Genomic DNA, 13,636 nt, shown 5'->3' on the forward strand with positions numbered 1-13,636 from the left:
GTTTTGATAAGCCATAAACCAGCTCCATCAGCATATTTGCCTTTGGGCAAATTTTTTATAGATAAGACGGATAACCTATCACGCGTTCTTGTTTTCCTAATCACTTTTTGAACCACCTTTTGAACCACCTTTTGAATTGCGCTTTTGACAGATTCATCTGATATCAAGGTCGTACATAAAAGACAATTAATTAAATAAAAACAATGATTTATAAGTAAAATAAGATAAACAACGGCATCAAGTGATATTGTAGAAAAACCATAAGTGGTGCGGATGGAGGGACTCGAACCCCCACGGTCTCCCGCCAGAACCTAAATCTGGTGCGTCTACCAATTTCGCCACATCCGCTTAAACTTACAAGCCAGTAACCTTACATAAGCAGCGTCTCTATACCATTAATTAAAGAAAAAAAGCAAACCAATATATTTAAAAATCTAAATACACGTCCTTCTTGATAAATTGCAAAAATAAAATCTACCCTTTTCATACCAGAAAGCTTCCGCTAAAAGCAGGTTATGTTAAATACATTCGATACTCCAATCCATATCATCGGCGGCGGTCTAGCAGGTAGTGAAGCAAGCTGGCAAATCGCTCAATCAGGAATCCCCGTTATTTTACATGAAATGCGGCCTCAAAAAAAATCTGATGCCCATAAAACCGATAAACTTGCAGAACTCGTCTGTTCAAATTCATTTCGTTCTGATGATTCTTCAACAAATGCCGTAGGGCTTTTACATGCTGAAATGCGACTAGCAAAATCCCTAATTATGAAGGCTGCAGATGCCAACAAAGTACCAGCAGGGAGCGCTCTTGCCGTTGACCGCGATGAATTTTCAAAAACCATTACGACAGTACTTGAAAACCATCCTCTTATAAAGATAGAGCGTGAAGAGATTCGAGAATTTCCTGAGGATTGGAATCATATTATCATTGCGACAGGTCCCCTTACCTCACCAGCACTTGCTCAAGCAATACAAGCAATAACCGGGACAGAAGCTCTTTCTTTTTTTGATGCTATTGCGCCTATTATCCATACCGATAGTATCAATTTGGACATTTGTTGGTATCAGTCTCGCTATGATAAAATCGGACCTGAGGGGACAGGAAAAGATTATCTTAATTGCCCCCTTAATAAAGAACAATATGAAGCATTTGTTCAAGCGTTAAAAAATGCTGAAAAAATAGAATTTCGTGATTTTGAAAAAACGCTCTATTTTGATGGATGCCTCCCAATTGAAATTATGGCTGAACGCGGACTTGAAACCCTCAGACATGGCCCTATGAAACCTATGGGATTAACCAATGCCCATAATCCTACAGCTAAACCCTACGCCGTCGTCCAACTACGCCAAGATAATAAGCTTGGAACCCTTTACAATATGGTCGGCTTTCAAACAAAACTGAAATATAGTGAACAAGTGCGTATTTTTAGAATGATCCCCGGTCTTGAAAAAGCAGAGTTCGCCCGCCTTGGGGGACTTCACCGCAATACTTATCTCAACTCACCAGTCATTCTAGATCAAACTCTTCGTTTAAAACACAGGCCCCAACTGCGCTTTGCTGGACAGATCACCGGATGTGAAGGTTATGTAGAATCATCCGCAATAGGGCTTCTTGCTGGGCGTTTTGCCATTGCTGAATATAATCATAACCATCTTAGTCTCCCACCACTAACCACAGCATTTGGAGCTCTTTTGAATCATATTACAGGTGGACACATCGTAGCGCAAGAAACAAAAAAACAATCTTTTCAACCAATGAATATCAATTTTGGGCTTTTTCCTCCTGTTGCTTCTGTTAAAAACTCAGGAAAACGCTTACAAAACAAAGAGAAAAAGTTAGAAAAAAAACAAGCTATAACTTCTAGAGCTCTTTATGATTGCATTCAATGGTTAGAACATAGAGGCAAAGACACTCTTTAACTCCAACCGACCTCAAATATCTCAACCAATCTCGTATAAAAATTATCCTAAAAGCTTTTTATAGTAATGACTCCCGCAACAGATAAACACTATGTTACGTTCTATTTATTTAAACAGTTTAGAAATTTTAAATGATTTCGTTTACTATAAATGAAAACCTTCACAATAGTAAAAAAGCCCTAAGCGCATTTCAATCATTTAAAAAGTGAGTAAGATATGACATAAATCACAGCAATAAAGGAAATTGAACACAGCAGATTTTCTACAGCAATGTTTTTTTAATTAACTTTCATAATTTTTCGCGATGCGAAAGCATTGTCCCACAAAAGCATAACAAAATTAAAGTCACTTTTTACAATTTTCCCCTACTGCTGAATATTTTATTGAAATGCTGAAATAATGACACCTTACGGACACAGTGCCTTATGCGAATTCTACAAATATCTTCAAAAAGTACCATAGCACTCAAAATAAACGCACGTTGTAACTTTCCACTGAAAAAGACACCCAAAATACCTCAAAAAAAAACCCGCTTATAAATAAAATCGGGTTTTTTAGTGTGGTTAAAATTATTTTTTATTAACAGCTTCTTTTAGACTTTTTCCTGCAGAAAACTTAGGCACAGAACGCGCTGGAATATTAATTTCAGCACCTGTTGAAGGATTACGCCCCTTTGTGGCAGCACGATGAGAAACTTCAAAAGAACCAAAACCTGGAAGACGAACATCTCCCCCTGAAGCTAAAGCCTCTGTTACAGAAGCAATAAAAGCATCAACAACAGAGCCTGCTTGCGCTTTTGAAACACCTGCTTTTTCAGCAACGGAGCTAACCAATTCACTTTTATTCATGAAACATTTCCTTTCCCTATATTACCGGATAACACAACTTAACCGTGTTACCGGTCAGTTTATTGAAAAGTACAGCAAACAGAAGCCCTATTTTTATTCAAAACATTGTTTTTTTAGCAATAATCATAGTTATTCACGGAATTTTTTACTTTTTTTCAAAATAAACAGAAAAACAACCACGAAAAGGCCCTCTACAGCTTTGAAAATGTAGTTGCAAATAAGATAATGAATCAGTGTGCAATTTGTACCCCTTCACTATCGCTCTCTGTCCTAATAGGGAGGAGTACTGTAGAAGGCTCTGTCCATTCAATAGGATCAGGGAAACGAACTAAAGCATGCTTAAGAACTTCACTCACATGATTTACTGGAATAATTTCTATATTACTTTTGACATCATCGGGAATATCAATCAAATCTTTTGCATTTTCTTCAGGAATAAGGACTTTTTTGATACCACCCCGAAGAGCTGCGAGTAGTTTTTCTTTTAATCCCCCAATTTGTAAAACACGCCCACGTAAAGTAATTTCACCAGTCATTGCTACATCTTTATGGACTGCTATCCCTGTTAATACTGAAACAATTGCCGTCACCATTGCAATCCCAGCTGACGGTCCATCTTTTGGTGTAGCACCTTCTGGAACATGAACATGGATATCGCGTTTATCAAAAAGCGGAGGTTCAATACCAAAATCAACAGCACGAAAACGTACATAAGATGCTGCTGCTGAAATTGATTCTTTCATGATATCGCGCAAATTTCCAGTTACCGTCATTTTGCCTTTACCTGACATCATAACACCTTCAATGGTCAACAACTCTCCACCAACCTCTGTCCAGGCAAGCCCAGTAACAACACCAATTCGATTTTCTCCTTCAATCTGATTATAGTGGTAACGTTTAACACCCAAGAAATCATTAATATTATCTTCTGTAATCTTTACAGATTTTTGATGCTTTTTAAGAATTTTAGTAACCGATTTACGTGCTATCTTCATTAATTCACGCTCAAGGTTACGAACCCCCGCTTCACGTGTATAAAATTGAATAATCGATTTTATAGCACCATCAGAAACGCTGAATTCTTTTTTAGACAAACAGTGATCTTTCAACGCCTTTGGTAAAAGATGCTGCCTAACAATTTCCATTTTTTCATATTCAGTATAGCCAGCAATATGAATAATTTCCATTCGATCCATTAACGGCCCTGGAATATTAAGCGTATTTGCAGTCGTTATAAACATTACATCAGAAAGATCATATTCAACTTCCAAATAATGATCAATAAATGTACCGTTTTGTTCAGGATCAAGAACTTCTAATAACGCTGATGAAGGATCTCCACGAAAATCCTGCCCCATTTTATCAATTTCATCAAGTAAGAAAAGCGGGTTAGATTTTTTAGCTTTTTTCATAGACTGAATAATTTTTCCAGGCATAGAGCCAATATATGTCCGCCGATGTCCGCGAATTTCTGCTTCATCACGCACGCCCCCTAATGAAATACGAACATATTCACGCCCGGTCGCCTTTGCAATAGAGCGGGCTAATGATGTTTTCCCTACACCAGGAGGGCCTAGCAAACAAATAATAGGACCTTTTATCTTTGATGCTCGACTTTGCACTGCTAAATATTCAACAATTCGTTCTTTGACTTTTTCAAGACCAAAATGCTCATTATTCATGACCTTTTCAGCAAAGTCTAAATTATTTTTAATTTTTGACTTTTTACCCCAAGGCATTGCTAATAACCAATCAAGATAGTTACGTACAACTGTCGCCTCCGCAGACATAGGGGACATATTCCGTAACTTTCTCAATTCTGTCTCAGCCTTTTCGTGTGCTTCCTTTGAAAGCTTTGTTTTCTTGATACGTTCTTCTAATTCAGAGACTTCATCGCGGCTATCATCACCCGCTCCTAGCTCTTTCTGAATAGCTTTCATCTGCTCATTAAGATAATATTCCCGTTGGTTTTTTTCCATTTGCCGTTTAACATGCGCACGAATACGCTTTTCAACCTGCAAAACAGAAATTTCTCCTTCCATGAAAGAAAGAACACTTTCAAGGCGATCACGTACAGGTAACAGCTCTAATATTTTTTGCTTTTCCGAAAGTTTAATCATCAAATGAGAGGCAATAGTGTCAGCAAGCTTAGAAGGATTATCGATCTGACCAATAGCATTGACAACTTCAGGAGAAATCTTTTTATTAAGTTTTACATAATTTTCAAAATAAGCAATCACCGATCTTGAAAGAGCTTCAATCTCAATATCATTTTCTCTAGGCTCTTCTATAACAGTTGCATAAGCCTGATGATAATTTTCATGCGCTGTAAATTGGCTAATTTTTGCACGCGCAGTCCCTTCAACCAAAACCTTTACCGTTCCATCAGGAAGCTTTAAAAGTTGAAGAATATTAGCAAATGTACCGATATCATAAATATCTTCTGATTTTGGATCATCATCAGAGGCATTTTTTTGCGTAACCAACAGTATCTGTTTGTCAATCGCCATTGTTTCTTCAAGAGCACGAATTGATTTTTCTCGGCCAACAAAAAGTGGAACAATCATATGTGGGAAGACAACAATATCACGAAGAGGCAAAACAGCGTATCCCCCCTCCTCTCTGACTTCATCTGTCCTTTCATCAATATATTGCATAACTCTCCTTTCTGGGACCTATGATCGGTTTACCACACAAGCCCAACCTTAGAAACTCAGCTTCCTACAACACATGAAGTGGTAACTACAAACATATAAATCAAGCTCTATGACTATAATATCCAGAAACATCCATTCTAAATAATTTTATTACCGCTTCTCATATAGCACAATATCATGCCGATACATTTTCTTGATCTTCTGCACGCTCTGAGTAAATATAAAGAGGATGCGCTTTCCCATCAACTACGTCACTCGAAATAACCACTTTTTGAACGCCTTCAAGAGCTGGCAACTCAAACATCGTCTCAAGAAGTATCTTCTCCATAATAGAACGTAAACCACGCGCTCCAGTTTTACGCTCAATCGCCTTTTTAGCGATAACGCGTAACGCATCTTCATGAAATGCTAACTCAACATTCTCCATCTCAAAAAGACGCTGATATTGCTTAACTAACGCGTTTTTGGGTTGTGATAAAATTTGAACAAGAGCATTAACATCTAAATCCTCTAAAGTTGCTACAATAGGAAGACGGCCAATAAACTCTGGTATCAAACCGAACTTTATAAGATCCTCAGGCTCTAAATCACGAAAAATTTCACCCACACAACGCTCATCAGGTGCTTTAACGGTAGCAGAAAAACCAATAGACGTTCGTTCACCACGTCCTGAAATTATTCGTTCTAAACCAGCAAATGCGCCCCCACAAATAAATAAAATATTTGTTGTATCAACCTGAAGAAACTCTTGTTGTGGATGCTTACGTCCACCTTGAGGAGGAACAGAAGCAATCGTTCCTTCCATAATTTTTAATAATGCTTGCTGAACACCTTCCCCTGAAACATCTCTTGTAATAGAAGGATTGTCAGCTTTACGAGAAATCTTATCAACCTCATCAATATAAACAATGCCACGCTGTGCACGTTCAACATTATAGTCAGCAGCTTGAAGTAGCTTTAGGATAATGTTTTCAACATCCTCACCTACATAGCCTGCTTCAGTCAAAGTGGTCGCATCTGCCATCGTAAAAGGTACATCAATAATACGTGCCAATGTTTGTGCTAGATAAGTTTTACCACATCCCGTTGGGCCAACAAGAAGAATGTTCGATTTTGCCAACTCAATATCATTGCTTTTAGACTGATGCGCAAGCCGTTTATAATGATTATGAACAGCAACAGAAAGAACGCGCTTTGCATGTCGCTGACCAATGACGTAGTCATCTAGAACTGTTATAATTTCCTGTGGAGTAGGAACACCATCACGCGCTTTAACTCCAGAAGATTTATTTTCTTCACGAATAATATCCATGCAAAGCTCTACACATTCATCACAAATGAATACAGTAGGCCCTGCAATGAGCTTACGCACCTCATGCTGACTTTTGCCGCAGAACGAGCAATAGAGAGTATTCTTTGATTCGCTCCCGCTATTGCTAATTTTGCTCATTTCTTTTTCCTTTCACCAGGGTATATGAAAACTCCATCGTTACAAAGGAAGTTTTTCATAATAAAAACTAAAAGACATACAAAAATCATGCATGTCTTAATATCTTTCAGTGTTCTTTCTTATTTTTACAAAACTCTTTATTTAAATTAGCTGTTTTTTCTATAAAAAACTCTTAATCTTTTTCTTCTTCAGTTTCTATACGACATTGTATAACATCATCAACTAAGCCAAATTGCTTAGCTTCTTCTGCTGTCATAAAATGATCACGATCAAGAGTTTTCTCAATCACCTCATAATCCTGACCTGTATGTTGAACATAAATTTCATTTAAACGCCGTTTCATCTTTATAATATCTTGCGCATGCCGTTCAATATCTGAAGCCTGACCTTGAAATCCACCCGATGGCTGATGTACCATAATCCGTGCATTAGGCAATGTAAAACGATGACCTTTTGCTCCAGCCGTTAAAAGCAAAGATCCCATAGACGCTGCCTGCCCCATACAAAGTGTAGAAACAGGAGGGCGGATAAACTGCATAGTATCATAAATTGCCATACCAGATGTTACAACACCACCCGGCGAATTAATATAAAGGCTAATTTCTTTCTTAGGATTTTCAGCTTCCAAAAAAAGCAATTGCGCACAAACAAGCATCGCCATACTATCCTCAACGGGACCATTAATAAAAATAATCCGCTCTTTTAAAAGACGAGAAAAAATATCATAGGCCCGCTCACCGCGATTAGTCTGTTCAATAACCATAGGAACAAGACTTAATGCTGTTTTCATTGGATTACTCATATTTTTACTTTCCATTTATATACAATCGCTCTTTATACATTCAATGTCTGCTTCCATAAGGGAATACTACTCTCTCATGTGAACCACAATCAATGCCTTTCAAGCAAGATAAAATCCCAGTGGTTAAAAAATAGCGATAACAACTCTCCCTGAACCAATCATAGGCATCACGCATGAAAGAAACTGCCCAATAGTAAAAGCTTCCTTTCTGAGATTTTTGAGTGGCCTTTTTATGAATATAAAATCTTATAAATATGGCTTTGAAAACCGCTCAACACTAAAAACTGTACACAGACACATTTAGGTTTTCACCCAGCCCAATAATAAATTTTTTCCTTTGCTTCATGTAAAAACATATTGTTCGACTAATCGCAAAACACTTTAATTCCAAGACTCTCCAATAAAATAGGCCTTTTTATTTTTAATCAAAACGACTTCCATACACAACGTTTAAAACCAAACCAATCAACAACGACTTCTGTGCCTACCCAATAATTCTCAAAGTTTTCTACGATAGGATCACAAATAGTAAATAAAGCGTAAAATTTTCTGCTTTTACAGTATTTTCTCTTGCAAAGCAAACCTTATCCACATCTGGATGAAGTTATTTAATCAGTTAAACATCTGTATCTAATCAAACGCTTTTCTGATATATTTCATCAACATAATACGAAAAAAATCCGAAAATTAAACAACTGTATACCCTGTTCACTATCAGAAAAATTGAAGTCAAAGCGATAGATTGCCTAATTTAGTATAATTCACACAATTCAACACCAAACATTAGATTGTCTAGCTTTTTATCAGAACTGAAAAGCTTAACGCATCGCCCATTTTAACCATTGAGGATAAACAAAAGCTATCAATTAGTCTTAACCGCCGACTATACTAAAAAGTGAAAAGATCCATAGGCATTGGATCAAAAATATTCTAAACTTACACGAAATAATTGCTCGACATCACGAACACACTCAGCGAGAGCAAAAATCACTATCCTATCACCAGGCAAAATTCGTGTATCTGCTGAAAGCTGTATTATTGTTTTATTGCGATAAATTGCACCAATCCTCAAACCCTCTGATAAACCTAACTCTGACAACGGTTTACCAACCAATGAGGATGTTTGCATCACTTCAGCCTCAATAATTTCTGCCTGACCATTAAAAACCGAATGAACAGCACGAATCCGCCCACGACGCATTTGTTGCAAAACTTTTGATATAGTAACACTATGTGGATTAAGGTATGCATCCACACCAACTGCGCGGCTAAACTCTTGGTACGCAACATTATTGATCAAAACCATATTGGCTTTACATCCCAATCTTTTAGCAATAATAGCACTTAATAGATTAACCTGATCCTGATTGGTTAATGTAATCATTAAATCAGCCTGGTCAATTCCAGCATCCTGAAGTATCACTGGATCTAGTACGTTACCATATAAAACTGTCGTTTTTTCGAGTTGATCAGCAATTGTAAGTGCTCTCTCTCTGTGTGATTCTATAATCTTTAACCTTAATTTATGGAGGCGCTTTTCAATAGCCTGAGCAACATAAAGACCAATATGACCACCTCCTGCAATAATCATGCGATGAGCGTCTTGTTCTTTATGACCAAAAAGCCCAACTGCACGGCGCATTTGATCACGAGCGACAACAAGGTAAGTCACATCACCAACACGTAATTGCGTCTTTGAGTGTGCTATTAATAATTCTGATCCTCGTTTAAGAGCTATAACTGTCGTTCGAAGATCTGGAAAAAGCTCTGTTAACTGACGCAAAGGTGTATTAATAACTGGGCAATCTTCCATACATTCTAAGGCTAATGCAACAATATCATCATTGCAAAAATAAAGAACATCTATTGCACCGGGTAAAGCAATACGACGTAGAACCATTTCTCCAACTTCAACTTCTGGAGAAATAACAACATCAATGGGGATACTCTCTCGAGCAAAAAGCGTTTTATAGCGTGGTTCTAAATAGGATTGTGAGCGAATACGTGCTATTTTTGTTGGAACATTGAACAATGAATGCGCCACTTGACACGCAACCATATTGACTTCATCAAATAAAGTCACCGCAATCAGCATATCGGCTTTATCTGCATCAGCAGCCAAAAGGACTTCAGGCCGAGAACCGTGACCAACAAAACCTCTGACATCTAACGTATCACGAATTTTTTCAATCAATCTCGCTTCAATATCAACAACAGTAACATCATGATTCTCAGCAGCAAGACGCTCTGCTATCCCATAACCGACTTGTCCCGCCCCGCAAATAATAACACGCATAATATCAAGAAACTCCAAGTGCTTTAAGCTTACGGTGCAAAGCGGAACGTTCCATACCTATAAATTCAGCCGTACGCGATATATTTCCACCCAAACGCCCAATTTGCGCCTCTAAATACCTCTTTTCAAACAATTCTCGCGCTTCACGCAATGGTAAATCCATTATACTCTCATCTGCATTCATTTGAAGACGCGGCAAAGAATCGCTCACTTCACTAGGAAGCAACTCTGCTGTTATTGGGCCATCACCATCACGCACAAGAATGAGAAGGCGCTCAATATTATTCCGTAGCTGCCGTACATTGCCTGGCCAAGTATGCGCTTGCAAAATAGCTATCACATCATCACCAATTTCACGTGGCTTAATACCCACCTGTTGCGATATTATTTTAACAAAATGACGTACAAGTTCCGGAATATCTTCACGATGCGCTGAAAGTGGTGGAACAGTAATAGGAACAACCGCAAGACGATGATAAAGATCCTCCCTAAAACACCCGTCAGAAATGAGATTTTCAAGATTTTGCGCCGTTGAGGAAATAATACGAACATCTACCTTGACACGTTTTGTGCCGCCAACCCTCTCAAAGGTCTGTCCCGTTAATACCCGAAGAATCTTACCTTGAGTCTCACAGGGCATATCAGCAACTTCATCAATATATAATATTCCACCATGCGCTTCCTCTAATGCACCAATTTTGCGCTCTCCCCCCTCCATTTCACTGCCAAACAATTCTATTTCCATTCTTTCCGGCGTAATCGTTGCGGCATTTATTGTAACAAAAGGGCCATTTGAACGCGTTGAAAGCGCGTGAATAGCACGTGCAACCATCTCCTTTCCCGCACCTGATGGACCTGTAATCAGGATGCGACTATTTGTTGGTGCTACTTTTTCTATGATTTGGCGCAAATTTTTTATAACAGCCGATGTTCCAAGAAGTTCCAATGTTTCACTTGAACGCTTTCGTAACTCTAAAAGCTCACGTTTTAAAATTGAATTTTCAAGAGTCCGTTCCGCAACCAAGACAAGCCGATCAGCTTTAAAAGGCTTTTCAATAAAATCATATGCCCCTCGCTTTATAGCAGAAACAGCCGTCTCAATATTCCCATGACCAGAAATCATAACCACTGGAAGAGCAGGATATCGTGTTTTAATTTCATCAAGTAGCGCCAAACCATCAAGACGACTTCCTTGTAACCAAATATCTAAAAAAATAAGCTTTGGAATACGCTCACTAATTTGGGCCAAAGCTTCGTCAGAATTACAGGCAACACGTGTTTCATAACCTTCATCATTCAAAATACCAGCAACAAGCTCACGAATATCTATTTCATCATCAACAATTAAGATATCTGATACCATTCTATTCACCTATCTTCCGACGTGTGGCTTGTGTATCCCCCCCCTGCTTAACCCCATCCGCTGGAAATATCAAACGAATCATTGCACCACGACCTTCATAAAAACTTTTCGGTGCATCATGCAACTCCATCAAACCACCATGATCTTTAATAACTTTGCGCACAATAGCTAACCCCAGTCCTGTTCCTTTTTCCCGGGTTGTTATATAAGGTTCTAATAGTTTTTGCCTTTGCTCTTTAGGAAGTCCTTTACCATTATCAATAACATCCACCACCACACATCTTTCCTTACGATAAGAACGTACCAGAATATGACCGTGGATATTTTCCTCTCGCATAACCGAGTCTATAGATTCGCTAGCGTTTTTGATAACATTGCAAAAAGCTTGCACGATGAGGCGATTATCAAACGCACCCATAAGTGCTATACTTCCCAAATCTTGCTCAAAATAAATATCATGTCGTGTAACTTCTATCAAGAAACATGCTTCACGCAGCAATTCACGTATATCTAAAACACTCATTTGCGGTTTGGGCATACGCGCAAAAGAAGAAAATTCATCAACCATGCGCCCAATATCCCCAACCTGTCGAATAATTGTATCAAGACATCTTTCAAAGACCTCTCGATCATGTGTAATGACTTTAGTGAAACGTTTACGGATACGTTCAGCCGATAACTGAATAGGTGTAAGTGGATTTTTAATTTCGTGTGCAATACGACGTGCAATATCTGCCCACGCCGATGTACGTTGTGCTGCAACAAGATCTGTAATATCATCAATCGTTAAAACCCAAGATTGTCCCTGTCCGTCATCTTCTTCCATCGTAATTTGCACATTATAAACACGTTCTTGGCCTGCTACACTTAAAGTGACCTGTTCGCGATGATTCTTACGCTTGAACGAACGTGCAAACTGAAAAACCTGCCAAATTTCCGCACTTAACAATAAAAGACTATGTCCAATAACTTGTTCAGAACGAATATCAAACATTGTTTCCATAGACCGATTGATAATTGTAATATCGCCATTATCATCAATGCCAGCTACCCCTGCTGTTACACCAGATAAAACAGCTTCAGAAAAACGCCGTCTCTCATCAATTTGATCGCGAACTGCAATCAATTCATTGCGCCGACTTTTCAGTTCACTGACCATGTAATTAAAAGTTTTCGATAACTGCCCAATATCACCATCTTTTGCGCGGACTGGCACAAAAATTTCCATATTACCAGAAGCTACATCATCAGCAGCACTAATAAGAAGACGAATAGGACGTACCAAACGATCAGCAACAGCAATACCAGCCCAAATCGCTGATAAGAATAAACTAAAAAAAAGACACAGATAAAGCATCCCAAATGCGATTTGCGTCAGCAGACGATTTTCATTTAAATCATGATAACGATCTGTATTGACTTCTGTCAAACGCAAAGCAGATAAAACGTCTTTATCAACATCGCGCACCAAATACAAAAATGTATTTGGGATGTTTGTAAATTTTAAAATAATGCCAAAATAATCATGAACCCCCGGTTGAAAAGAAAAAGGCTTGGCACTGGTTGCACGCTCGATAAGATTGGAAGGAGGAATTGGCAATTTATCCTCATCACCAAGATTACTCGATATAAAAACAGTTCCGCTCGAGCTTAACAAAAAGGCACCACGTAGATTGCGCCCTATAGCGTGACGTGTCAATTGCATTCTATATTCAGCCGGATTACGCTCTAAAAGCTTTTTGTTATCAAGTGCAAATGCCATAGCGTAGGATAAGTTTTTCAGATTTTGCAGCATTTCATCCGCATAAGCATTCGCTAAATCGATAGAAGAACCTACAATTTGTCGTGTTGTCGTATCAAACCATCGATCAAGTCCTAAATTCAGTGCAGGACCCGAGACAAGGGCAACTGCAACAGCCGGCATTGTTGCAACAAGTGCAAACAACGAAATGAGGCGTACATGAAGACGAGAACCTGCACGCCTAGAGCGCCATGCCCGAGTAATGGGGATCATTTCATAAACAACAATGATCACAAGCCCTAAAACCCAGATACTATTAATCCCTATAAGAATAAGGGTTACAGCTCTGCTAGGAATAAAAGGTGTTAAACCAATAAGAATGATAAACGAAACAGATGCTGTTAGCAAAGCCAACACGATGATTGTGATACCTAAAAAAGTATACACCTTATTTAAACGATACAACTCATCATTATAAGTATCTCGCTCTGTGTCTTGGAGATTTATTACAGATGTTGTATTCATGATTAGCTTACATTACCTTAACCTTATCCTCT

At 38.4% G+C, this 13,636-nt stretch carries 9 protein-coding genes and 1 tRNA gene; 2 read left to right on the forward strand and 8 right to left on the reverse strand.

Going from position 1 to position 13,636, the window contains the following annotated elements; translation table 11 throughout:
- Nucleotides 1-265: 265 nt before the first annotated feature.
- Nucleotides 266-348, reverse strand: a tRNA-Leu gene (locus HNQ69_RS06240).
- A gap of 167 nt (nucleotides 349-515) precedes the next feature.
- On the opposite strand from HNQ69_RS06240, the gene trmFO reads away from it, so the two are divergent.
- Nucleotides 516-1,922: a methylenetetrahydrofolate--tRNA-(uracil(54)-C(5))-methyltransferase (FADH(2)-oxidizing) TrmFO gene (gene trmFO / locus HNQ69_RS06245; protein ID WP_183229201.1), complete on the forward strand. Its 1,407-nt coding sequence runs from the start codon at nucleotides 516-518 to the stop codon at nucleotides 1,920-1,922.
- Between the two features lie 569 nt (nucleotides 1,923-2,491).
- On the opposite strand, the gene HNQ69_RS06250 is transcribed toward trmFO, so the two are convergent.
- Entirely contained in the window at nucleotides 2,492-2,770 is a 279-nt protein-coding gene (locus tag HNQ69_RS06250) for an HU family DNA-binding protein (RefSeq protein WP_074380782.1), read from the reverse strand.
- A 230-nt stretch (nucleotides 2,771-3,000) separates the two neighbouring features.
- Nucleotides 3,001-5,370 (reverse strand): endopeptidase La, encoded by a 2,370-nt coding sequence (lon, locus tag HNQ69_RS06255; protein WP_425486684.1) that lies wholly within the window; start codon nucleotides 5,368-5,370, stop codon nucleotides 3,001-3,003.
- On the opposite strand from lon, the gene HNQ69_RS08365 reads away from it, so the two are divergent.
- Nucleotides 5,267-5,479 (forward strand): hypothetical protein, encoded by a 213-nt coding sequence (locus HNQ69_RS08365; RefSeq protein ID WP_425486685.1) that lies wholly within the window; start codon nucleotides 5,267-5,269, stop codon nucleotides 5,477-5,479. The genes lon and HNQ69_RS08365 overlap by 104 nt on opposite strands.
- Nucleotides 5,480-5,602: 123 nt before the next feature.
- On the opposite strand, the gene clpX is transcribed toward HNQ69_RS08365, so the two are convergent.
- From clpX to HNQ69_RS06280, 5 genes are all read right to left on the reverse strand, one after another.
- Nucleotides 5,603-6,877 (reverse strand): ATP-dependent Clp protease ATP-binding subunit ClpX, encoded by a 1,275-nt coding sequence (gene clpX, locus HNQ69_RS06260; RefSeq protein WP_183229203.1) that lies wholly within the window; start codon nucleotides 6,875-6,877, stop codon nucleotides 5,603-5,605.
- A 172-nt stretch (nucleotides 6,878-7,049) separates the two neighbouring features.
- A complete protein-coding gene (gene clpP / locus HNQ69_RS06265) occupies nucleotides 7,050-7,679 on the reverse strand; it encodes an ATP-dependent Clp endopeptidase proteolytic subunit ClpP (protein ID WP_183229238.1) in 630 nt (209 codons plus the stop codon).
- Between the two features lie 919 nt (nucleotides 7,680-8,598).
- Complete coding sequence (gene trkA, locus HNQ69_RS06270) at nucleotides 8,599-9,975, reverse strand: Trk system potassium transporter TrkA (protein ID WP_183229204.1); 1,377 nt, start codon at nucleotides 9,973-9,975, stop codon at nucleotides 8,599-8,601.
- A 4-nt stretch (nucleotides 9,976-9,979) separates the two neighbouring features.
- A complete protein-coding gene (gene ntrX / locus HNQ69_RS06275) occupies nucleotides 9,980-11,338 on the reverse strand; it encodes a nitrogen assimilation response regulator NtrX (protein ID WP_183229205.1) in 1,359 nt (452 codons plus the stop codon).
- Between the two features lies 1 nt (nucleotide 11,339).
- Nucleotides 11,340-13,604, reverse strand: coding sequence for a sensor histidine kinase NtrY-like (locus HNQ69_RS06280; protein ID WP_183229206.1), 2,265 nt, complete (start codon nucleotides 13,602-13,604; stop codon nucleotides 11,340-11,342).
- Nucleotides 13,605-13,636 lie beyond the last annotated feature (32 nt).

The sequence above is a fragment of the Bartonella callosciuri genome (assembly GCF_014203215.1).
In the GTDB taxonomy this organism is placed as follows: domain Bacteria; phylum Pseudomonadota; class Alphaproteobacteria; order Rhizobiales; family Rhizobiaceae; genus Bartonella; species Bartonella callosciuri.